Annotated in this window: 18 protein-coding genes; 10 read left to right on the top strand and 8 right to left on the bottom strand. The window is 70.7% G+C overall.

Annotated features, from left to right (window positions below; genetic code table 11):
• Window positions 1-105 precede the first annotated feature (105 nt).
• Both ACZ7NC_RS30295 and ACZ7NC_RS30290 read right to left on the bottom strand, forming a co-directional pair.
• A complete protein-coding gene (locus ACZ7NC_RS30295) occupies window positions 106-2934 on the bottom strand; it encodes an AAA family ATPase (protein WP_471492678.1) in 2829 nt (942 codons plus the stop codon).
• Window positions 2935-3144: 210 nt separating this feature from the next.
• Entirely contained in the window at window positions 3145-3975 is an 831-nt protein-coding gene (locus tag ACZ7NC_RS30290) for a response regulator transcription factor (RefSeq protein WP_471492677.1), read from the bottom strand.
• Window positions 3976-4193: 218 nt separating this feature from the next.
• Here ACZ7NC_RS30290 and ACZ7NC_RS30285 point away from each other — a divergent pair, with 218 nt between their 5' ends.
• Entirely contained in the window at window positions 4194-5870 is a 1677-nt protein-coding gene (locus ACZ7NC_RS30285; protein ID WP_471492676.1) for an AMP-binding protein, read from the top strand.
• Complete coding sequence (locus tag ACZ7NC_RS30280) at window positions 5867-7453, top strand: AMP-binding protein (protein ID WP_471492675.1); 1587 nt, start codon at window positions 5867-5869, stop codon at window positions 7451-7453. Before ACZ7NC_RS30285 ends, ACZ7NC_RS30280 begins: the two co-directional genes overlap by 4 nt.
• 264 nt (window positions 7454-7717) lie before the next feature.
• On the opposite strand, the gene ACZ7NC_RS30275 is transcribed toward ACZ7NC_RS30280, so the two are convergent.
• Window positions 7718-8221, bottom strand: a complete 504-nt coding sequence (locus ACZ7NC_RS30275; RefSeq protein ID WP_471492674.1) for a GNAT family N-acetyltransferase — start codon at window positions 8219-8221, stop codon at window positions 7718-7720.
• A 40-nt stretch (window positions 8222-8261) separates the two neighbouring features.
• Window positions 8262-8957: a hypothetical protein gene (locus ACZ7NC_RS30270; RefSeq protein ID WP_471492673.1), complete on the bottom strand. Its 696-nt coding sequence runs from the start codon at window positions 8955-8957 to the stop codon at window positions 8262-8264.
• Between the two features lie 158 nt (window positions 8958-9115).
• On the opposite strand from ACZ7NC_RS30270, the gene gcl reads away from it, so the two are divergent.
• The gene (gene gcl / locus ACZ7NC_RS30265) at window positions 9116-10900 is read left to right on the top strand and encodes a glyoxylate carboligase (RefSeq protein WP_471492672.1); all 1785 of its coding nucleotides are present in this window, start codon (window positions 9116-9118) and stop codon (window positions 10898-10900) included.
• 227 nt (window positions 10901-11127) lie between these two features.
• Here gcl and ACZ7NC_RS30260 read toward each other — a convergent pair whose 3' ends face one another.
• Window positions 11128-11364, bottom strand: a complete 237-nt coding sequence (locus ACZ7NC_RS30260) for a hypothetical protein (RefSeq protein WP_471492671.1) — start codon at window positions 11362-11364, stop codon at window positions 11128-11130.
• 74 nt (window positions 11365-11438) lie between these two features.
• Between ACZ7NC_RS30260 and ACZ7NC_RS30255 the strand changes: the two genes are divergently transcribed.
• On the top strand, window positions 11439-12701 hold the full coding sequence (locus ACZ7NC_RS30255) for a Shedu anti-phage system protein SduA domain-containing protein (protein ID WP_471492670.1): 1263 nt from the start codon (window positions 11439-11441) through the stop codon (window positions 12699-12701).
• Between the two features lie 301 nt (window positions 12702-13002).
• Here the strand turns inward: ACZ7NC_RS30255 and ACZ7NC_RS30250 are convergent, their stop codons facing one another.
• The 3 genes from ACZ7NC_RS30250 to ACZ7NC_RS30240 form a co-directional block, all read right to left on the bottom strand.
• The gene (locus ACZ7NC_RS30250; RefSeq protein ID WP_471492669.1) at window positions 13003-14460 is read right to left on the bottom strand and encodes a catalase; all 1458 of its coding nucleotides are present in this window, start codon (window positions 14458-14460) and stop codon (window positions 13003-13005) included.
• 198 nt (window positions 14461-14658) lie between these two features.
• The gene (locus ACZ7NC_RS30245; protein ID WP_471492668.1) at window positions 14659-15573 is read right to left on the bottom strand and encodes a 2-hydroxy-3-oxopropionate reductase; all 915 of its coding nucleotides are present in this window, start codon (window positions 15571-15573) and stop codon (window positions 14659-14661) included.
• 30 nt (window positions 15574-15603) lie between these two features.
• Window positions 15604-16443, bottom strand: coding sequence for a TIM barrel protein (locus ACZ7NC_RS30240; protein ID WP_471492667.1), 840 nt, complete (start codon window positions 16441-16443; stop codon window positions 15604-15606).
• A gap of 137 nt (window positions 16444-16580) precedes the next feature.
• On the opposite strand from ACZ7NC_RS30240, the gene ACZ7NC_RS30235 reads away from it, so the two are divergent.
• The 6 genes from ACZ7NC_RS30235 (at window position 16581) to ACZ7NC_RS30210 (ending at window position 20711) form a co-directional block, all read left to right on the top strand.
• A complete protein-coding gene (locus tag ACZ7NC_RS30235) occupies window positions 16581-16832 on the top strand; it encodes a YkoF family thiamine-binding protein (protein ID WP_471492666.1) in 252 nt (83 codons plus the stop codon).
• Window positions 16829-17197, top strand: coding sequence for a helix-turn-helix domain-containing protein (locus ACZ7NC_RS30230; RefSeq protein WP_471492665.1), 369 nt, complete (start codon window positions 16829-16831; stop codon window positions 17195-17197). Before ACZ7NC_RS30235 ends, ACZ7NC_RS30230 begins: the two co-directional genes overlap by 4 nt.
• A 154-nt stretch (window positions 17198-17351) precedes the next feature.
• Window positions 17352-17861 carry a 2-oxo-4-hydroxy-4-carboxy-5-ureidoimidazoline decarboxylase gene (gene uraD, locus ACZ7NC_RS30225; RefSeq protein WP_471492664.1) on the top strand — a complete coding sequence of 170 codons (510 nt, stop codon included), beginning with the start codon at window positions 17352-17354 and terminating at the stop codon, window positions 17859-17861.
• A 15-nt stretch (window positions 17862-17876) separates the two neighbouring features.
• On the top strand, window positions 17877-18269 hold the full coding sequence (uraH, locus tag ACZ7NC_RS30220) for a hydroxyisourate hydrolase (RefSeq protein WP_471492663.1): 393 nt from the start codon (window positions 17877-17879) through the stop codon (window positions 18267-18269).
• A gap of 5 nt (window positions 18270-18274) precedes the next feature.
• Window positions 18275-19198: a factor-independent urate hydroxylase gene (gene pucL / locus ACZ7NC_RS30215; RefSeq protein ID WP_471492662.1), complete on the top strand. Its 924-nt coding sequence runs from the start codon at window positions 18275-18277 to the stop codon at window positions 19196-19198.
• Window positions 19199-19334: 136 nt separating this feature from the next.
• Window positions 19335-20711 (top strand): 8-oxoguanine deaminase, encoded by a 1377-nt coding sequence (locus ACZ7NC_RS30210; protein WP_471492661.1) that lies wholly within the window; start codon window positions 19335-19337, stop codon window positions 20709-20711.
• Window positions 20712-20911 lie beyond the last annotated feature (200 nt).

Genomic DNA, 20911 nt, shown 5'->3' with positions numbered 1-20911 from the left:
CGGAAGTTCCCCTTCCCAATGAGGGAACCCCCTAAGGGAGTTGGGCAGGGAAAACCCTCGGTCGGGTAGCGCTAAACCCGCGCGCACCGACAAGGACGGGTGAATTCACGTCGTACGGCGGCCCGCTGCCAGTCTGACGATGTCGACCCGCGATCGGATCCCCAGCTTGCGGTACACACGGGTCAGGGTCGCCTCGACCGTCTTGACACTGATGAACAGGCGCGCGGCGATCTCCCGGTTGGTGGCCCCCTCCATGACCAGCGCGGCGACCTGACGCTCCATCGAGGCGAGCCCGTCCAGCCCGTCCAGTCCGTCCAGTCCGTCCGGCGTGGCCGCGTGGACGGGGGCCGCCTCCACGGGCCGCGCGGCCGTGGCCGCTTCGACCCGCCGCAGCCAGGGCAGCGCACGGCAGCGGCGGAACAGCCGGGCCGCCTCGTCGTACGACGTCGGGCCCGAGGCTCCGGCGCGCAGCTGGGCCAGCGCGAACGCGGCCCGCGCCTCCTCCAGGCCGTAGCCCAGCTCGGCGAGCCGGTCCTGCGCCGACGTCAACTGGACGAGGGCGGCGTCCTGTTCGCCGCGTGCCGCGCGGACCAGCGCCTCGGCCCGGTCCAGCACGGCCAGCACGCTCTCCCGGTCCAGCCGCAGTGCCGACTCGCGCGTGACGTCGATGACGTCCTGCGCCTCCGCCAACTCGCCGCCGCGTACCAGGGCCTCGGCGAGGTCGCCGTGCCAGCGGCCGCGCGCCGGATCGGTGATGCCGAGGCCCTGCTCCACCTCGCGCACCCGGCGCAGCGAACGCACGGCCGCCTCCGTGTCCCCGGCCACCAGCTGGGCGTGGCCGAGCGCGGCCAGGGCGCGGGAGACGTACATCTGGTCGCCGACCTCCTCGGCGTGCTCCACCGCTTCCCGGGCCAGCGCCAGCGCCCGGTCCACCTCTCCGCCCGCGGCCTCCGCCAGCGAGGTCAGCACGGCCGAGGCCACCTCGCCGATGCCGGTGTCGCGGGCGAGGCGCAGGCTCTCGCGGGCGAGGTCCAGGGCGCGCCCGCAGTGGCCGGAGTGCAGCTCGGTCTCGGCGACCCCGCGCAGGAAGTGCACCTCGCTCTCGACCCACCCGTGCCGGCGCACCTCGCGCAGCAGCGCGGTCACCGCGGCGCGCGCCTCGGGGAGTTGGTCGCTCATGATCAGCCAGCGGAAGCGGGAGTAGCCGGCCCCGTTGTGATGGCACGCCACCCTCGGGTCCTGGGGTTCCTCCAGCGCGCGCCGGATGGTCGCGGGGGCGTCCAGGTGGCCCATCAGGGTCTCGATCTGCGCCTTGAGGGCGAGCGCCAGGAGCTCGGTGTAGCGGTCGCCGGCCCGCGCGGCCAGCTCCGCCGCGTACCCGGCCTCCCTCCGGGCCTCGTCGAAGTCGCCCTCCACGAGCAGGGCGCGCCAGGTGAGTTGGTAGTGGACCAGGGCCAGCAGCTCGGGGTCCTCGCCCGCGTCGGCGAGGGCCTGCGGGAAGATCGAGTCGACCTCCGTCATGGCGTGGCCCGCCGTCTCGATCACCGCGATCCAGGCCCGCACCCGCTCGGCGGGCACGGCCGTGCGCGCGAGCACCTCACGGGCGATGTCCCGGGCGAGGTCCAGCTCGCCGGCGGTGATCGCGTCCTCGGCGGCCGCCAGCCGCAGGACGTCCGGGCTCGGCGTGCCGTCCACCGGGGTGTGCCGGGCGGCGAGCAGGGAGAGCTGCGCGGCCACCGAGGGCGCTCCCCGGTCCCGGGCCAGGGTCGCGGCCTCGGCCAGGCGGGCGGCGACCTCCGGGTCGGTGCCGGTGGTCGCGAGGGCCAGGTGCCGGGCGCGTTCGATGGGGTCGGAGGCGGCCGTGGACAGCGCGGCGTGCGCGGCACGACGCTCCTGCGCGGGCGCCTCCGCGTACAGCGCGGCGGAGATCATCGGGTGCGCGAACCGTACGGCGGGACCTTCGGGTTCGGTCGCCAGCAGCCCGAGTTCGGCGGCCTGTGCGGTCTCGGCCTCGGCGTTGTCCCGGCCGGCCGCGTGCAGCAGGGCCAGCGTGGGGCGGGCACCGGCGCTGGCCACGAGGAGGGTGCGGCGGGCCTGGTCCGACAGCATCTCCAGACGGTTGAGCACCAGGGCCCGCAGCGAGGTGGGCACCGGCAGCGGCTCGCCGGGGCGGGGCGGGGTGGCGTTCTCGGCGAGAGCGCGGCCCAGTTCGAGGGCGAACAGGGCGTTGCCGCCGCTGGTGCGGTGGATGTCCCGGACCGTGGAGCGGGGCAGGCCGGTGTAGCCGCGGTGGTCCAGCAGGGCGGACATCTGGGCGCGGGAGAGCGGGCCGAGGCGTACGGCGAGGGTGTCCGGCGGGGACGCGCGTAGATGGCGGTCGTACTCCTCGCCCTCGGTCCGCACCGCGCACAGCATCCGCACGGGGGTGTCGCCCAGACGGCGGGCGGCGAAGCCGAGCAGTTCGGCGCTGGCCGGATCCAGCCACTGGAGGTCGTCGGCGACGACGAGGACGGGGCCGGTGTCGGCGAGGGCGCGCAGCGTGGACAGCACGGCCAGGCGCAGGGCGAGGCCGTCGCGTTGGAGGGTGGACTCGCCGCGGCCGGTCAGCGCCGACTCCAGGGCGGTGAGCTGGGCGGCGGGGAGCCGGTCGGAGACCTCGTCCAGGACCAGACCGAGGAGGTCGGCCAGGGCCAGGAACGGAAGATGGGATTCGGACTCGGTGGGCGAGCAGCGCAACACGGTGCGCGACGCCCCGCCGTATTCCCCGGCCAATGCCCGCAGGACCGTCGACTTCCCAATTCCGGCAGGTCCGTGAAGCAGCACGCTGCCGCCCCGCCCGAGCTGCTCACGCGCGGCGGTGAACAGCTCCTCCCTGCCGATGACCTGGTCGGGGCGGCATCTGGCAGGCTCCTTGAAGTCCCGTCGCACGGTCACCGCTCCCCTCCGTGTGTCGTGTCCGGGCCAATATTAGGCAACAGTTCTTTGAAATTCGGACGTGCCGCGTCGTGAGGCAAATAACAGCGCCGAGGCATGGGGAAATTCAAAGCGCGGATGAATGAATGAGGGGTTGTCGGGGTGGGCTGGACCACCGCCGTGACCCACGGGCCCGCGGCGGCGCTCCTACGCCGCCGAACCGGCCCGGGACTACGGCAGCAACCCCGCCCTGCGCGCCGCCGCCACCGCCTCCCCCCGCGTATGGGCGCCCAGCTTCCGCATGGCCGACCGCAGATAGCCCTTGACCGTCTCCGCGCGCAGCCCCAGCCGCTCGGCCGCGACCGCGTTCGTCGAGCCGGCGGCCACGCACGCCAGCACGTCCAGTTCGCGCGGGGCCAGCTGTACGCGCTGCGGAGTGGCCCCCTCCGTCAGCAGTCCGCAGGCGTCGAGCAGCTCCGCGCGCAGCGCGGGGTCGCCGATGCGCGGGGCCAGGGCGCGCAGGGCCGCGTGGGCCTCGCGGACCTGCTCCCACCCGGCACCCCGGTCGGGCCGCGCTCCCGCCGGCCGGGACGCCTCAAGCAGCGCCCGCACCTCGTCCCGCACCACCAGCGCCTGCTCCACGTCCCGCGCCGCGTCCACGGCCGCCGTCAGCGTGCGGTCGCCCAGCGGCTGGGCCGTGCGCAGGGCGCCGTACAGGACACCGCGCACCCGGCGCCGTACGACGACCGGGACCGCCAGCACCGAGCACAGGCCCTCCATCGCTACGGCGGCGTCGTACTCATGGGTGATCTGCCGTGAGGCGGAGTAGTCCGTGACCGCGCAGGGGCGGGCGAGGGCGACGGCCTTGCCGCCGAGGCCGTTGCCGGCGGTCACCGCGAGTCTGCGCAGGGAGTCGGTGGCCGTGCCGGTCAGTTCGCTGATGCGTACCCGCCGGCGACCGGGCTCCACCAGGCCGCCGAAGGCGACGGGGAGCCCCGTCGCGCGGCGCAGGCGCACCAGCGCGCCCCCTATCTCCACCGACCCGGCCGCGTCCACTGCCACGTACTCGCCCTTTCACTGCGCCGTTTCCCGAGCGCACACCCCCGTTCGGGGGTAGTGAGACCCACGTCACGGATTACACGATGACAGAGAGCCGCCCGGCAAGGTCCGGTACGAGGGGGTGCTTTGAAAGTCCCGCACAGCACCCACGTCGCCCGGCACGCACCCTCGGCGACCGCGGGCACCGCACGGGACTTTCAAAGCACCCCCTAGGAGGACAGATGACGACGGGGACGGAGCTGTTCCGCAGTGCGCGGGACTTCCTGCTGGAACATCGCGAGGACTACGCCACCGCGTACGAGGGCTTCGCCTGGCCCCGGCCCGAGCGCTTCAACTGGGCGCTCGACTGGTTCGACGTCGTCGCGGACGGGAACGACCGCACGGCGCTGCACATCGTCGAGGAGGACGGCGGCGAGGTCCGGATCTCCTTCGCCGAGATGTCCGAGCGCTCGGACCGGGTGGCCAACTGGCTGCGCGACCGGGGCGTCGCCGCCGAGGACCGGATCCTCGTCATGCTCGGCAACCAGGTCGAGCTGTGGGAGACCGCGCTGGCCGCGATGAAGCTGCGCGCCGTCGTCATCCCGGCCACCCCGCTGCTCGGCCCCGCCGACCTGCGCGACCGGGTCGAGCGCGGACGCGTCCGGCATGTCGTCGTGCGGGCCGAGGACACCGCCAAGTTCGACGACGTCCCCGGCGCCTACACCCGTATCTGCGTCGGGGGACTGCCCGAGGAGGGCTGGGAGCCGTTCGAGGACGCGTACGCCATCGCGCCCGCCGAGTTCCTCCCGGACGGCCCGACCCTGGCCGACGACCCCCTGATGCTGTACTTCACCTCCGGCACGACCGCCCGCCCCAAGCTGGTCGAGCACACCCACAGCTCGTACCCGATCGGGCATCTGGCCACCATGTACTGGATCGGCCTGAAGCCCGGCGACGTGCATCTGAACATCTCCTCGCCCGGCTGGGCCAAGCACGCCTGGTCCAACCTCTTCGCGCCGTGGAACGCCGAGGCGACCGTCTTCATCCACAACTACACGCGCTTCGACCCGGCCCGGCTGATGGCCGAGATGGACCGCGCGGGCGTCACCACCTTCTGCGCTCCGCCGACCGTCTGGCGCATGCTCATCCAGGCCGATCTGAGCGCGCTGCGCAACCGGCCCCGCGAGGTCGTGGCGGCGGGTGAGCCGCTGAACCCCGAGGTCATCGAACAGGTCCGGCGCGCCTGGGGCGTGACCATCCGCGACGGCTTCGGACAGACCGAGACCTCCGTCCAGGTCTCCAACAGCCCCGGCCAGCCCCTGAAGACCGGCTCCATGGGCCGTCCCAGCCCCGGCTTCCGCGTCGAACTCCTCGACCCGGTCTCCGGCGCCCCCGGTGCCGACGAGGGCGAGATCGCGCTGGATCTCTCCGAGCGGCCGGTCGGCGTGATGACCGGCTACCACGGAGACGCCGACCGTACGGCGGAGGCGATGGCCGGCGGCTACTACCGCACCGGCGACATCGGCTCCCGGGACGCCGACGGCTACATCACCTACGTCGGCCGCGCGGACGACGTCTTCAAGGCGTCCGACTACAAGATCTCCCCGTTCGAGCTGGAGAGCGCCCTGCTGGAGCACGAGGCGGTGGCCGAGGCGGCCGTCGTGCCCGCCCCTGACGAGCTGCGGCTCGCTGTGCCGAAGGCGTACGTCGTGCTCGCGGAGGGCTGGGAGCCGGGCCCCGGCACGGCCAAGGCGCTCTTCGAGCACTCCCGGGATGTTCTGGCGCCGTACAAGCGCATCCGCCGCCTGGAGTTCGCTCCGCTGCCCAAGACCGTCTCCGGCAAGATCCGCCGCATCGAGCTGCGCGAGGCCACGGCGGCGGGCTCGGACGCCGAGTACCGCGAGGAGGACTTCCGGTGAGTTCCTACACCCACGGGATCGGCGACACGCCGCTGCTCGGCGACACCATCGGCGCCAACCTGGACCGGGCCGTCGCGGCCTGGCCGGACCGTGAGGCGCTGGTCGACGTGCCGTCGGGGCGGCGCTGGACGTACGCCCAATTCGCCTCCGACGTCGACGAGTTGGCGTACGCCCTGCTCGCGAGCGGCGTCGCCAAGGGCGACCGGGTGGGCATCTGGGCGGTGAACTGCCCCGAGTGGGTGCTGGTCCAGTACGCCACCGCCCGCATCGGCGCGATCATGGTGAACATCAACCCGGCCTACCGCACCCATGAGGTCGAGTACGTCCTCAACCAGGCCGGAGTCTCGCTGCTGGTCGCCTCCGTCCGTCACAAGACGAGCGACTACCGGGCGATGGTCGAGCAAGTGCGGGGAAGGTGCCCGCAGTTGCGGGAGACGGTGTTCATCGGGGACCCGAGTTGGGAGGCGCTGATCGCGCGGGCGACACCGGCCCCGTTCGAGGACCTGTCCTGCGACGACCCGATCAACATCCAGTACACCTCGGGCACCACGGGCTTCCCGAAGGGGGCCACCCTCTCCCACCACAACATCCTCAACAACGGTTACTTCGTGGGGGAGTTGATCGTGTACGGCGAGCAGGACCGGATCTGCATCCCGGTCCCGTTCTACCACTGCTTCGGCATGGTGATGGGCAATCTGGCCGCCACCTCCCATGGCGCCTGCATGGTGATCCCGGCCCCCTCCTTCGACCCGAAGGCCACGCTGGAGGCGGTCCAGCAGGAGCGGTGCACCTCCCTGTACGGCGTACCGACCATGTTCATCGCGGAGCTGAACCTCCCCGACTTCGCGTCGTACGACCTCTCCTCCCTGCGCACCGGCATCATGGCGGGCTCGCCCTGCCCGGTCGAGGTGATGAAGCGGGTGGTCGCCGAGATGCACATGGCGGAGGTCTCCATCTGCTACGGCATGACCGAGACGTCCCCGGTCTCGCTCCAGACCCGGATGGACGACGACCTGGAGCACCGCACCGGCACCGTCGGCCGCGTCCTGCCGCACATCGAGGTGAAGATCGTCGACCCGGCGACCGGCGTGACCCGGCCGCGCGGCACGGCGGGCGAGCTGTGCACCCGCGGCTACAGCGTGATGCTCGGCTACTGGAACGAGCCGGAGAAGACCGCCGAGGCCGTCGACGCCGGTCGCTGGATGCACACCGGTGACCTCGCGACGATGCGCGAGGACGGCTATGTCGAGATCGTCGGCCGGATCAAGGACATGATCATCCGGGGTGGCGAGAACATCTACCCGCGCGAGATCGAGGAGTTCCTCTACGCCCATCCCAAGATCGCGGACGTCCAGGTCGTCGGGGTGCCGCACGAGCGGTACGGCGAGGAGGTGCTGGCGTGCGTCATCCCGCGCGCTCAGGGTGACCCGCCGACGCTGGAGGAACTGCGGGCCTTCTGCGAGGGGCGGCTGGCGCACTACAAGATCCCGAGCGGGCTGCGGATCCTCGACTCCTTCCCGATGACGGTCTCCGGGAAGGTACGCAAGATCGAGCTGCGGGAGCGCTACGCCGCGGGCGGCTAGGGCCTGTCGTTTGGATCAGCTCGGCCGTGAGGTGCGGTTCTTCTCAGCCGACCCCAGCGGGGCGATGGGGGTGCCCCCGCGCGAGCCGAGCGAAGCCGGTTCGAGCGTCGGGGAGCGTGCAGCTGCAAGGCGGAGGAGGGAGTCAACGCGATGGGGGTCCCCCCGCTCGAGCGAAGTCGAGAGTGGGGGAGTTGGCGACCGACGACAACGCCGCAGATGCGCGTGCCAGGGCCCGCGACGCCGAGAGGATCCAAACGACAGGCCCTAGTCACGGCGCATGCAGACGCGGGGACATCTGTCGAGGCCGAGTTCCCTCTCGTGGGCGCGGATCTTCCGTAGGCCCGGGGTGAGCTCGGCCTCCTCCAGTACGCGGAAGCCGAGGCGCTCGTAGTACGGCGCGTTCCACGGGACCTCGGTGAAGGTGGTCAGGGTGAGACCGGTCAGGCCTTCGGTGCGTGCGCGCTCGGCGGCGTGGGCGAGGAGGTCGCGCCCTGTGCGGCGGCGGGCGAAGTCCGGGTGGACCGAGATCTGCTCGACATGGAGGGCGCCGTCGACCGGTTCGCAGATCGCATAGGCGACCGGGCGGTCGTCGTCGTCCACCGCGACCCAGTTGCGGCCCGCCAGGCGATAGCCCTCCAGGACGTCCAGCGCGGGCGGCTCGTCCTCGGCGACCCATGCCATGCCGATGTCCCGGAAGGGCGCGCCCGCGGCGCGTTCGATGGCCCGCAGTGCCGGAAGGTCGTCGGTGCCGGCCGGTCGGATACGCATCCCCCGAGTCTCGGGAGGAGACGGCGTGCGGGCAAGCGCATTACGCGGCGCCCGTGGCGTCCAGGTCGTCGGCGAGGGCGTTGACCGGCTGGGGCGTGCCCGTGAGGTCGAGGACGAACAGGGGGACGCCCAGGGTGTCGGCGCGGGCCCGGGCGTCGGGGGCGTAGCCGGACAGGGCGAAGTAGACGCAGGGGACGGACTCCGCCATGGCCGTCAGCCACAGGCACTCCACGTCCCGCAGGGAGGCCGGCTGCACGGTCGGGTCGACCTGCGCGAGCAGCCCGTGGGCGGAGATGCCGACGCCGGACGTGGGGCTCTGGTCGGCGCGGCGGATGTCCCGGTAGCCGAGCCAGCGCAGATACACGGCGGCCGCCGACACCGCGTCGTGGGCGGTACGGATCGTGACGGGCTGGAAGGCGCGGCGCGCGGTCGGCGCCCGCGGCGGCGCCGGCTCGGGGTCCGTGGCCGTCCGTGCCACCGGCACGAGCAGGACCGTGCCGCAGGGGCAGCCCAGCTCCGGGCGGGGCCACTCGCCCTCGCGGTCGCACGCCGTACAGCGCACGCCGATCCATTCGTCGTCCCAGGCGCGACGGGTGACGGGCGTCGCGGTCCCCGCGGGGTCGAGGGGCGGCGCCACGGGCGCACCGCACTCGCAGGGATAGGCGGGGGCCGTATAGACGTGCTCGCGTCGGCAGGCCGGGCAGCGCACGGCCACGCTCTCGGACATGGTCCTCATCGTCCTCCAAGAGGCCCCGGCTTGTCCCTCTCTTGACGGCCTTCGCACACCCTCCTACATTACTTCCAGATAGTAGAAGTAACTTTCCGCAATACGGAAGACGCTCACCGCGGGGCGCGACGGGAGTGCGAATCCGACAGCCGAAGCAGGAGTACTCAATGGCTCGTATGACCGCTGCCCGAGCGGCAGTCGAGATCCTCAAGCGCGAGGGTGTCAGCAACGCGTTCGGCGTGCCGGGCGCGGCGATCAACCCCTTCTACGCGGCGCTCAAGGCCTCGGGGGGCATCAACCACACCCTCGCCCGCCATGTGGAGGGTGCCTCGCACATGGCGGAGGGCTACACCCGCACGCACCCCGGGAACATCGGCGTCTGCATCGGCACGTCCGGCCCCGCCGGCACCGACATGATCACCGGCCTGTACTCCGCGATCGGCGACTCCATCCCGATCCTGTGCATCACCGGCCAGGCCCCGACCGCCGTGATCCACAAAGAGGACTTCCAGGCCGTCGACATCGCCTCGATCGCCAAGCCGGTCGCCAAGATGGCGGTGACCGTCCTGGAGGCCGCGCAGGTCCCCGGTGTCTTCCAGCAGGCGTTCCACCTGATGCGCTCCGGCCGGCCCGGCCCGGTCCTCATCGACCTGCCGATCGACGTCCAGCTCACGGAGATCGAGTTCGACCCGGAGACGTACGAGCCGCTCCCGGTCTACAAGCCCGCCGCGTCCCGTGCCCAGATCGAGAAGGCGATCGGGATGCTGAACGCCTCCGAGCGGCCGCTGATCGTCGCGGGCGGCGGTGTCATCAACGCGGACGCCGCCGAACTCCTGGTCGAGTTCGCGGAACTGACCGGCACGCCGGTCGTCCCGACCCTCATGGGCTGGGGCGTCCTCCCCGACGACCACGAACTGAACGCCGGCATGGTGGGCCTGCAGACCTCGCACCGCTACGGCAACGCGACCTTCCTGGAGTCCGACTTCGTCCTCGGCATCGGCAACCGCTGGGCCAACCGCCACACCGGCAAGCTGGACGTCTACACCGCCGGGCGCACGTTCGTCCACGTCGACGTCGAGCCCACCCAGATCGGCAAGATCTTCGCCCCGGACTACGGCATCGCGTCCGACGCCAAGGCGGCGCTGGAGCTGTTCGTCGAGGTGGCGCGGGAGTTGAAGGCGGCCGGCAGGCTGCCCGACCGCTCGGCATGGGCGGCCACCGCCCAGGAGCGCAAGGCGACCCTCCAGCGCCGTACGCACTTCGACGACATCCCGATCAAGCCGCAGCGCGTCTACGAGGAGATGAACAAGGCCTTCGGCCCGGAGACCCGGTACGTCTCCACGATCGGCCTCTCGCAGATCGCGGGCGCCCAGATGCTGCACGTCTTCAGGCCGCGGCACTGGATCAACTGCGGCCAGGCGGGCCCGCTCGGCTGGACCATCCCGGCCGCGCTGGGCGTGGCGAAGGCCGACCCGGAGGCACAGGTGGTCGCCCTGTCCGGCGACTACGACTTCCAGTTCATGATCGAGGAGCTGGCGGTCGGGGCGCAGCACAGGATCCCGTACGTCCACGTCCTGGTGAACAACTCCTACCTGGGCCTGATCCGCCAGGCGCAGCGGGCGTTCGAGATCGACTTCCAGGTCAACCTGGAGTTCGAGAACATCAACTCGCCCGAGCTGGGCGTCTACGGCGTCGACCACGTCAAGGTCGTCGAGGGCCTCGGCTGCAAGGCGATCCGGGTGACCGACCCGGCGGAGCTCGGCGCGGCCTTCGAGCAGGCGAAGAAGCTCGCCGCCCAGTTCCAGGTCCCGGTGGTCGTCGAGGCCATCCTGGAGCGCGTCACCAACATCTCCATGTCGACGACCAACGACATCAGCAACGTCGTCGAGTTCGAGGAGATCGCGACGGAGCCGGGTCACGCACCGACGTCGATCAAGACGCTGAAGGTCTGACGCGTCCAGCGAGTCCGCCGCGTCCGCTCGGCGAAGGGCGGTCCGACCGAGAGGTCGGACCGCCCCTTTCCGTGTTCCCCCGTCGGGGCCCGCCGCCCCCGTGCCGACGGGCCCCGTGTGAGAAGAATGTGCCCTCGGCAGGGGGCGGTTGAAGCCTCCCGACGCCGGTTCAGAGGTTGATCTGAGGGTTCCGTAGCCGGCGTACGTCCGAATGCGTACGCGACCGTCTAATCCTCCGGGTGCTCCGACAGCCCCGGCCAGTCGTCGGGGCCACCGCCCTGCCAGTCGATGAAGTCGCTCTCCGCCACGTCCGTGACGTACAGGTCGGCGAGCCGCAGGATCTCGCTGACGTCGTCCACATGCGTGGCGATCCCCAGTGTCGCGTCGCCCTCGGTGACCCGCCGGGACCCGTCCAGCGCCGGAGGGTGCACCACGACGTGCGGGTGCTCCGTTGGATGTGCCATGCCTTCAGCCTCCTGCGGGCCGCGGAATTCCGCACGCCGACGGGATTGTCAGTGGCGGCCCGCACAATCCCCCCATGGTGACCCGAAGCGACATGACGCTCGAATGGCAGCTCCGCGTGGTGGAGAAGGAGACCGCCGACACGGCCGTGCGGGAGGCGCTCACCGCCGTCTTCCAGCACATGCACGGAGGGCGCAGCCGCAACCGCCGGGGCGGCAGGAAGCTCACCGAGCTGCTGGAAGGGGCGCGCGGTGCCGCGGCGGCCGCGGGGGAGTGGCAGGTCGTACGACTCCTCCAGGACTCCCTGGACTACGCGCAGGGCCGCATCCTGCGCCATGACTTCGAGGAGCGGCACCGGCTGTTCCAGGCCGGCGCGCGCAACGAGACGAACCGGGACTTCCTCGCGCGCACGATGTGGGCGACGCACCAGTGGATGGTGGGCAAGGGCCAGGAGTTGCTGAGCAGCCGGCCCGACGCGAGCGCCGCCGACGTCCTGGAGCACTTCCGGGCGCAGGGGGAGGACGCACTGTTCCTGGAGGCTCCCGACGACCGGCCAGGACGTTACGTCATCCCGCGCGGCCGGTCGGAGATCGCGCTGTGGCTGGAACGCATCCTGCGCGACGACCGGATCGACGTCGAGGACCCCGTCGAGGCGGCCCGGACGATCGCCGCCTCCCCCGAGGCGGTCGCGTTGCTCGCGGCCGACGACCGGGGCCGACTCGTACTCCAGGCGGCCGAACTGAGGCGCCGCGCGGCCGGACTCGACGCCCTGCGTGCCGTCGTCGAGGATCCCGGGGCTCTCGAACGCGATCTGCAACGGGTCCTTGAAGGGCAGCACTGGATCTTCGGCGGGCGCTTCGTGGGGGAGGCGGCCCAGCGCAGGCTGGTTCCCGGCGACGAGGTGGACATCCCGCTGATCCGCGGCGACGGCTCCCTGCACATCGTGGAGCTGAAGCGGTCGATGGGCCTTGAGGGCCCGCTGGTCAAGCGGCACCGCAATGCCTGGGTGCCGGGGGCGCAGGTCACCGAGGCCGTCGGGCAGGCCGTCAACTACCTGGTGGGGCTCGACGAGAACCGCACGCGTATCCGTGAGGAGTTCGGACTCGAGACGAGACGAGCCAGTGCCCTGGTGCTCGTCGGCCATCCGGCACGGCAACCGGACGTCCCCGAGGCGGACATCACCGAGGCGCTGCGCACGTACAACACCCACCTCAGCCGGGTCGAGGTCCTGACCTACAAGGAACTCCTTGACAACGCCCAGCGCGCTCTCTCCGACCCCGCGGACGCCGGGAAGCGCCGGGTACGGGACCGTCCGTACCCGGCGCTTCCCGGCCGGTGAGGTATTTCCGTTGTGACCGTCCGACGGTGCGAGGCTGGGCGCGACAGGACGTTCGCGCCGCCGGACGGGGTCTGGGGGGGCTCGGGACCGCGGCGGCAGCGACGGAACCGGGGCTCCTTCCCTCAGGTCGAAGAAGGAGTCCGGACCTTCACCACCGCACTGGCTCGCACGCCGCCGCGGTCCTCACGTTGCCCGCGCCCGACGCCGGCGACCACCCCTCATCCGGGTCGCTCGGTGTCGTGCGCGGGCGGTTGCGTCCGGCTCATGACCTCCCGTCAGGAGACGGACGCAGCCTGGGGGTTCAGTCCTCGCGCAGGGCGCGGACCGCTTCCTCCACGCGCTTGCCGTACTCCGGGTCGGCGGCGTGGAAGTGGGCCAGGTTCTTCTCGATCACGTCGTCGCGGGAGACCTGGGAGAGGCCACCGGCGATGTTGGCGATCAGTCGGGACTTCTCCTCGGCCGACATGAGGCGGTACAGCTCGCCGGCCTGGAAGAAGTCGTCGTCCTTGGTGTGGAGCGGGGCCTCGTGGGTGCCGGTGTGACCGGTCACCGCCAGCGGGGCCGACAGCGGGCGGCCGGTCTCGACCGGGCCGTCGTAGGAGTTCGGCTCGTAGTTCTTCGCCCCGCGGCCCTGGGAGTTGGCCGCCATGAGGCCGTCACGGCCGTAGTTCTGGGCCGTCGTGGCCTTCGGGGCGTTCACCGCGAGCTGGGTGTGGTTGACGCCCAGGCGGTAGCGGTGGGCGTCCGCGTAGGCGAACAGCCGGCCCTGGAGCATCTTGTCGGGGGAGGGGCCGATGCCCGGCACGAAGTTGTTCGGGGAGAACGCGGCCTGCTCGACCTCGGCGAAGACGTTGTCCGGGTTGCGGTCCAGGACCAGCCGGCCCACCCGCTGCAGCGGATAGTCCTTGTGCGGCCAGACCTTGGTGAGGTCGAAGGGGTTGAAGCGGTAGTCGGCCGCCTCGGCCGCCGGCATGAGCTGGACGTAGAGCGTCCAGGACGGGTGCACGCCCCGCTCGATGGCCTGGAGCAGGTCCGTCTGGTGCGAGTTGGGGTCCTTGCCCGCGAGCTCGGCGCCCTGCTCGGCGCTCAGGCAGCGGATGCCCTGGTTCGTCTTGAAGTGGTACTTGACGAAGAATGCCTCGCCCTCGGCGTTCGTCCACTGGTAGGTGTGCGAGCCGTAGCCGTTCATGTGGCGGTACGACGCCGGGATGCCGCGGTCGCCCATCAGCCAGGTCACCTGGTGCGTGGCCTCGGGGGCGTGCGCCCAGAAGTCCCAGACGTTGTCCGGCTCCTGGCGGCCGGTGAACGGGTCGCGCTTCTGCGAGTGGATGAAGTCGGGGAACTTGATGGGGTCCTTGATGAAGAACACCGGGGTGTTGTTGCCGACGAGGTCGTAATTGCCCTCCGCCGTATAGAACTTGACCGCGAAGCCGCGCGGGTCGCGGACCGCGTCCGCACCGCCGAGGCTGTCGGCCACGGTCGAGAAGCGCAGGAACACCTCGGTCCGCTTGCCCACCTCGCTCAGGAAGTCGGCGTGGGTGAAGCCGGTGACGTCGTCGGTCACCTCGAAGTGGCCGTACGCGCCGCTGCCACGGGCGTGCACCACGCGCTCCGGGATGCGCTCGCGGTTGAAGCGGGCGAGCTTCTCCAGGAGGTGCTGGTCCTGGAGGAGGAGCGGGCCGCCGACGCCGGCGGAGGCTGAGTTCTGGTTGTCGGCGACCGGGGCGCCGGACTCGGTCGTGAGCACGCGCTTCGACATCGGGGACCTTCCGTGCGGGTGTCAGCGGAAAACTGTTTCCGCTTCGTGGAGCCTAGAAGTGGAGTGATCTGGGCGTCAACAGTTTGTTGAACTGAATCAACGTTCTGGTGAAGGTGATTCCGGGCCGCGCCGCCGCCTGGGCGCGACAGGACAGGTGTCAGCGGCGCCGCGACCCGGAAGTCTGTGGCAGGGCCCGGCTCAGACCTGGGCGCCGGAGAGGCGCTCCACGGCACGCAGCAGCGCCGAGTGGTCCAGGCCGCCGTCGCCCTGCGTCCGCAGGGACGCGACCAGCTGCGCGACCACGGCGCCGACCGGCAGCGCGGCGCCGACATTGCGTGCGGCGTCCGTGACGATGCCCATGTCCTTGTGGTGCAGGTCGATACGGAAGCCCGGCTTGAAGTCGCGGTTCAGGAAGTTGTCCTTCTTCCGCGTCAGCACGGTCGAGCCGGCCAGGCCGCCGTTGAGGACGTCCAGCGCCGCCTGGAGGTTCACGCCGGACTTCTCCAGGAAGACCACGGCCTCGGCGCACGCCTGGATGTTCACGGCGACGATCAGCTGGTTGGCCGCCTTCACGGTCTGACCCGAGCCATGCGGACCGCACAGCACGATGGTCTTGCCGAGGGCGTCGAAGATCGGCTTGGCCTGGTCGAAGTCGGCCTGCTCACCGCCGACCATGATCGACAGCACGGCCTCGATGGCGCCGGCCTCACCGCCGGACACCGGGGCGTCCAGGACGCGGATGCCCTTGTCCTTGGCCGCCTTCGCCAGGTCGACCGAGGTCTGCGGGGTGATCGAGGACATGTCGATCAGCAGGGCGCCGGGCCTGGCGTTCTCCAGGATGCCGTCGGGGCCGTAGGAGATGGCCTCGACCTGCGGGGAGGCCGGGACCATCGTGATGACGACGTCGGCGTCCTTCACGGCCTCGGCGATCGAACCGGCGACCGTGCCACCGGCGGCGGCCAGGCGGTCGAGCTTGTCCTGCTCCAGGGTGAAGCCGGTGACCTGGTAACCCGCCTTGATCAGGTTCTCGGACATGGGGGAGCCCATGATGCCGAGGCCGATCCAGGCAATCGCCGGGCGGGTCGGGTGGGAAGAATCAGCAAGGGTGCTCATGATGGGGTGCCTCTCAAATACGGGGTGTGTTCAGCGGGCGGCGCGCGCTTCGCGGGGCAGCCAGTCGAAGGCCTCGGCGCTCGGGCGGTCGCCCGGCTTGTACTCCAGGCCCACCCAGCCCTCGTAACCGGCCTTCCTCAGCTGGTCGAGCAGCTCCTCCAGCGGGAGCGTGCCCGTGCCCGGCGCGCCTCGGCCCGGGTTGTCGGCGATCTGCACGTGGCCGGTCTTCGAGGCGTACTGCTCGATCACCGACGGCAGGTCCTCGCCGTTCATGGACAGGTGGTAGAGGTCCATGAGGAACTTGGCATTGCCGAGGCCGGTCGTCTCGTTGACCTTGTCGACGATGCCGACACCGGCCGGCGCCGACACCAGCGGGTACAGCGGCGACTCCGGCTTGTTGAGGGTCTCGATCAGCAGGATCGCGCCGATCCGGTCGGCCGCCCGGGCCGCGAGGGCCAGGTTCTTCAGCGCGAGCGAGTCCTGCTCGGCCGGGTCCACGCCCTCGACGCGGTTGCCGTACAGCGCGTTGAGCGCCTTGCAGCCCAGTGAGGCCGCGAAGTCCGCCGCCACGTCGATGTTGGCGCGGAACCGCTCCGACTCCTCGCCCGGTACCGACAGGGCGCCGCGGTCGGGGCCGGGCAGTCGGCCGGCGTAGAAGTTCAGGCCGGTGAGCTGGACGTCCGCGTCCTCGATCGCCTGCTTCAGGGCGTCGAGCTCGGACTGCTCGGGGGTGGGGGAGTCGATCCAGGGCCACCACAGCTCGACCGCGGTGAAGCCGGCCGCGGCGGCGGCCGCGGGGCGCTCCAGGAGCGGGAGTTCCGTGAAGAGGATCGACAGGTTGACGTTGAAGCGCTGCTGTACGAATCCCATGGGGGTCGGCGCTCCCTTCCGTGGTCGATATTCCGTATTACGGAAGTTGTTTTCTGCTTACTGGAAGATTGCCGCTGCGTGGCGAAGCTTGTCAAGAGGGGTCGGCGGAAAGGGGCACCGGGCGTTAGGTTGACCGCGTGCGATTGAGAGTGGAGTTCACGACCGAACCCTTCGACCTTGACGAGGCGCCCGCGCACGCGGTGGTCGCCCGTGAGGTCGTCGAGGCTGCCGAGCTCGACGCGGTGGACGTAGGCCCGTTCGGCAACACGGCGGAGGGCGGCGCCGACGCCGTGCTCACCGCCGTGGACGCCCTGCTGCGCAGGACCCTGGAGGCCGGCGCCACCCGGATCTCGCTCCAGGTCAATGTGGTCGGGGAGGGCGAGGCGTGACCCGCACCGGGGACGAGCCCTTCATCGCGGCCGTGAAACCGCTGGTCGACGCCATGGGCGGCGAGATACTCCCGCCGGACGAGGCCGGGCCCGAGGATGTCGTGCTCTCCTGGGAGGGTGTCGACGTCGTCGCCGTACGCCTGCCCCAGCTGGCCGACTCCCTGGATCACATCCTGGCCGCCATGGAGCGCCGGCAGGGCAAGCCGCTGGCCGACCTGGACCGCAAGGACAAGCAGGAGGTCGTGCGGATACTGGAGGCGCGCGGCGCCTTCTCCGTGCGACATGGGGTGGAGACCGTGGCGAGCGCGCTCGGCGTCAGTCGCTTCACGGTCTACAACTACCTCAACCGTGAGAAGGGTGCCTGAAGTGGCCTGAATCGGGAGAAGGGGCGCCTGTGGCGTCCCGCCCGGTTTCGGTATCGCGAATTTTCAACAAAGTGTTGACGTCTCCTCGTCGTAGGGCGTTAGCTATCGGCACGCCCGTTCAGAACGAAGGCCCTTCGCGGCCACGGAGGCTCCCGTGACGTCGAATTCCACGCCCCCGGGCCTGGCCCGGTTCAACGCCCTGGAGGAGCACGCGGCCCACGCCGCTCTCCACGAGGCGTGCGCCTCCACCACCTGGGTGAAGCGGCTGCTCGCCGGCCGCCCCCATGCCTCCGCCGACGACCTCTACGCCGCCAGCGACGCCGCCATGGCCGAGCTGACCGCCGAGGACCTGGCCGAGGCGATGGCCGGGCACCCGCCGATCGGCCGCCCCAAGCCGGGCGATCCGACCTCGGCCCGGGAGCAGCGCGGCATGGCCGGCGCCTCCGAGGAGCTCAAGGCGGAGATGCTCGAACTCAACCTGGCCTACCAGGACAAGTTCGGCCATGTCTTCCTGATCTGCGCCACCGGCCGGACCGGCGAGCAGATGCGCGACGCGGTCAAGGAACGGATCGGCAACTCGCCGGAGCAGGAGCGGGAGATCATCCGCACCGAGCTGGGCAAGATCAACCGTATCCGGCTCGCCCGACTCGTCGAAGAAGACTGAAGAGGACGCCTGACCATGAGCACCAGCACCACCGCCTCCGTGTCCACCCACATCCTGGACACCAGCATCGGCCGCCCCGCCGAGGGTGTCGCCATCCAGCTCTCGTCCCGCAGTGGTCGTGACGCGGACTGGCAGGCGCTCGGCGGCTCCGCGACCGACGCGGACGGGCGGTGCAAGGACCTCCCGGCGCTGCCGGAGGGGACCACACACGTACGGCTCGACTTCGCGGTGGAGCCGTATTTCGAGAAGAAGCAAGCCGATGCGCAGCAGGACGCCCCCGCGAATCGGGACAGCGGTGCCGTGTTCTTCCCCGAGGTGGCGATCACCTTCGCCGTCAAGCCCGGGGAGCATTACCACGTGCCGCTGCTGCTCAACCCGTTCGGCTACTCCGTTTACCGAGGGAGCTAGCAGACATGCCCACGATCCTGGGACAGAACCAGTACGGCAAGGCCGAGAACCGAGTCGTAAAGATCACGCGGGACGGCGCCACCCACCACATCAAGGACCTCAACGTCTCGGTCGCCCTGTCCGGCGACATGGACGAGGTCCACTACTCCGGCTCCAACGCCAACGTCCTGCCGACCGACACCACCAAGAACACGGTGTACGCGTTCGCCAAGGAGCACGGCATCGAGTCGGCCGAGCAGTTCGGCATCCACCTGGCCCGGCACTTCGTGACCAGCCAGGAGCCGATCAAGATCGCCCGGATCCGCATCGAGGAGTACGCCTGGGAGCGGATCGCGGCCTCCGACGCCAACTCGCAGTTCATCGGCGCCGACGAGGTCAAGCACTCCTTCGTCCGCAAGGGCCAGGAGACGCGGGTCACGCAGATCACCTACGACGGTGAGAAGTGGGAGGTCATCTCCGGCCTCAAGGACCTCGTCGTGATGAACTCGACCAACTCCGAGTTCTGGGGCTACGTCAAGGACAAGTACACGACGCTGAAGGAAGCGTACGACCGCATCCTGGCCACCCAGGTCTCCGGCCGCTGGCGGTTCAACTGGACCGACGACGAGCAGCGGATGCCCAACTGGGAGAAGTCCTACGAGCAGACCAGGAAGCACATGCTCCAGGCCTTCGCCGAGACCTACTCGCTCTCGCTCCAGCAGACCCTGTACCAGATGGGTTCGCGCATCATCAACAACCGCAGCGAGATCGACGAGGTCCGCTTCTCCCTCCCGAACAAGCACCACTTCCTGGTGGACCTGGAGCCGTTCGGGCTGAAGAACGACAACGAGGTGTACTTCGCCGCCGACCGCCCCTACGGCCTGATCGAGGCCACCATCCTGCGGGACGGCTGCGAGGCGAAGATCCCCATGGACCTCACCAACCTGTAAGCCAGCAACTCCATTTCGGCACCCGCGGCCGGAGAAGCGGGCCTTCGAAGGCTCCCCGGCCGCGGTACTCAAATCCCCCAGGGTCCTGCCGTGCCCTCTCGAACTCAGCACAACTCCCGTAAAAAAGGGGCGAACCATGGCAGCAGCCCAGCGCATCGTCATCGAGAACTGTTCGATCGCGACGGTGGACGCGAACGACACCGAGTACGCGACCGGCCACATCGTCGTCGCGGACAACCGCATCGAGTCGCTCGGCGCGGGCAGTGCCCCCGAGGGCCTGGAGAACGTGGTCCGACGCATCGACGCCACCGGGCATCTCGTGACCCCCGGCCTGATCAACACCCATCACCACTTCTACCAGTGGATCACCCGGGGTCTGGCCACGGACCACAACCTCTTCAACTGGCTCGTCGCCCTCTACCCGACCTGGGCGCGGATCGACGAGCAGATGGTGCGGTCCGCCGCGCAGGGCTCGCTCGCGATGATGGCCCGCGGTGGTGTCACCACCGCCATGGACCACCACTACGTCTACCCGCAGGGCTCCGGTGACCTGTCCGGCGCCATCATCGGCGCCGCCCGCGACATGGGCGTCCGCTTCACCCTGGCCCGCGGCTCGATGGACCGCAGCGAGAAGGACGGCGGCCTGCCGCCGGACTTCGCGGTCGAGACCCTCGAAGGCGCGCTGGCCGGGACCGAGGAGACCGTCAAGAAGCACCACGACGCCTCCTTCGACGCGATGACCCAGGTCGCCGTCGCCCCGTGCTCCCCCTTCTCCATCTCCACCGAGCTGCTCAGGCAGGGCGGTGAGCTGGCCCGTCGCCTCGGCGTGCGCATGCACACCCACGGCTCGGAGACCGTGGAGGAGGAGAAGTTCTGCCACGAACTGTTCGGCATGGGCCCGACCGACTACTTCGAGTCCACCGGCTGGCTCGGCGAGGACGTGTGGATGGCGCACTGCGTCCACATGAACGACTCCGACATCGCCGCCTTCGCCCGTACGAAGACCGGTGTCGCCCACTGCCCCTCCTCCAACGCCCGCCTCGCCGCCGGTATCGCCCGCGTCCCCGACATGCTGGCGGCCGGTGTCCCGGTCGGCCTCGGCGTCGACGGCACGGCCTCCAACGAGTCCGGCGAACTGCACACCGAACTGCGCAACGCCCTGCTCATCAACCGCCTCGGCGCCCACCGCGAGGCCGCCCTGAACGCCCGGCAGGCGCTGCGGCTCGGGACGTACGGCGGTGCCCAGGTCCTCGGCCGTGCCGCCGAGATCGGCTCGCTGGAGCCGGGCAAGCTGGCCGACCTCGTGCTGTGGAAGCTGGACACGCTCGCACACGCCTCCATCGCCGACCCGGTGACCGCGCTGGTCTTCGGCGCGGCGGCCCCGGTCACGGCGTCCTTCGTGAACGGCCGGCAGATCGTCGAGGACGGACGGCTGCTCACGGCCGACGAGGACGCGATCGCCCGCTCGACCCGTCAGGAAGCGCAGCGGCTGGCGCGGATCGCCGCGCAGTAAGGCCGTAGGACCGACTCCGTATCGCCAACGCCGTATGGCCGATACGGCACTTGATCTCCGGCCGGGAGGGACGGCTCCCGGTCGGCAGCCGTGGACCCGAGCGGGGTTCATGGCGGCCGTCTCCGGGGCGCGTGTTGGACGCACGCGCCCCGGAACGGTCCCGTCCCCCGGTCCCGCACGACCGCGCACCACCTCCCTGA

The organism is Streptomyces sp. NPDC111802 (genome assembly GCF_055634335.1).
Note: the sequence above shows the minus strand (reverse complement) of the source record. Positions and strands in the feature narration are given on the sequence as shown.

What these genes read in the sequence shown, in the direction of transcription:
- uraH (WP_471492663.1), top strand. Translation starts at nt 17,877, where the DNA reads ATGAGCACCAGCACCACCGCCTCCGTGTCCACCCACATCCTGGACACC.
- ACZ7NC_RS30270 (WP_471492673.1), bottom strand. Translation starts at nt 8,957, where the DNA reads ATGAGGACCATGTCCGAGAGCGTGGCCGTGCGCTGCCCGGCCTGCCGA.
- ACZ7NC_RS30250 (WP_471492669.1), bottom strand. Translation starts at nt 14,460, where the DNA reads ATGTCGAAGCGCGTGCTCACGACCGAGTCCGGCGCCCCGGTCGCCGAC.
- ACZ7NC_RS30260 (WP_471492671.1), bottom strand. Translation starts at nt 11,364, where the DNA reads ATGGCACATCCAACGGAGCACCCGCACGTCGTGGTGCACCCTCCGGCG.
- ACZ7NC_RS30285 (WP_471492676.1), top strand. Translation starts at nt 4,194, where the DNA reads ATGACGACGGGGACGGAGCTGTTCCGCAGTGCGCGGGACTTCCTGCTG.
- ACZ7NC_RS30275 (WP_471492674.1), bottom strand. Translation starts at nt 8,221, where the DNA reads ATGCGTATCCGACCGGCCGGCACCGACGACCTTCCGGCACTGCGGGCC.
- ACZ7NC_RS30240 (WP_471492667.1), bottom strand. Translation starts at nt 16,443, where the DNA reads ATGGGATTCGTACAGCAGCGCTTCAACGTCAACCTGTCGATCCTCTTC.
- gcl (WP_471492672.1), top strand. Translation starts at nt 9,116, where the DNA reads ATGGCTCGTATGACCGCTGCCCGAGCGGCAGTCGAGATCCTCAAGCGC.
- ACZ7NC_RS30255 (WP_471492670.1), top strand. Translation starts at nt 11,439, where the DNA reads ATGGTGACCCGAAGCGACATGACGCTCGAATGGCAGCTCCGCGTGGTG.
- ACZ7NC_RS30245 (WP_471492668.1), bottom strand. Translation starts at nt 15,573, where the DNA reads ATGAGCACCCTTGCTGATTCTTCCCACCCGACCCGCCCGGCGATTGCC.
- pucL (WP_471492662.1), top strand. Translation starts at nt 18,275, where the DNA reads ATGCCCACGATCCTGGGACAGAACCAGTACGGCAAGGCCGAGAACCGA.
- ACZ7NC_RS30210 (WP_471492661.1), top strand. Translation starts at nt 19,335, where the DNA reads ATGGCAGCAGCCCAGCGCATCGTCATCGAGAACTGTTCGATCGCGACG.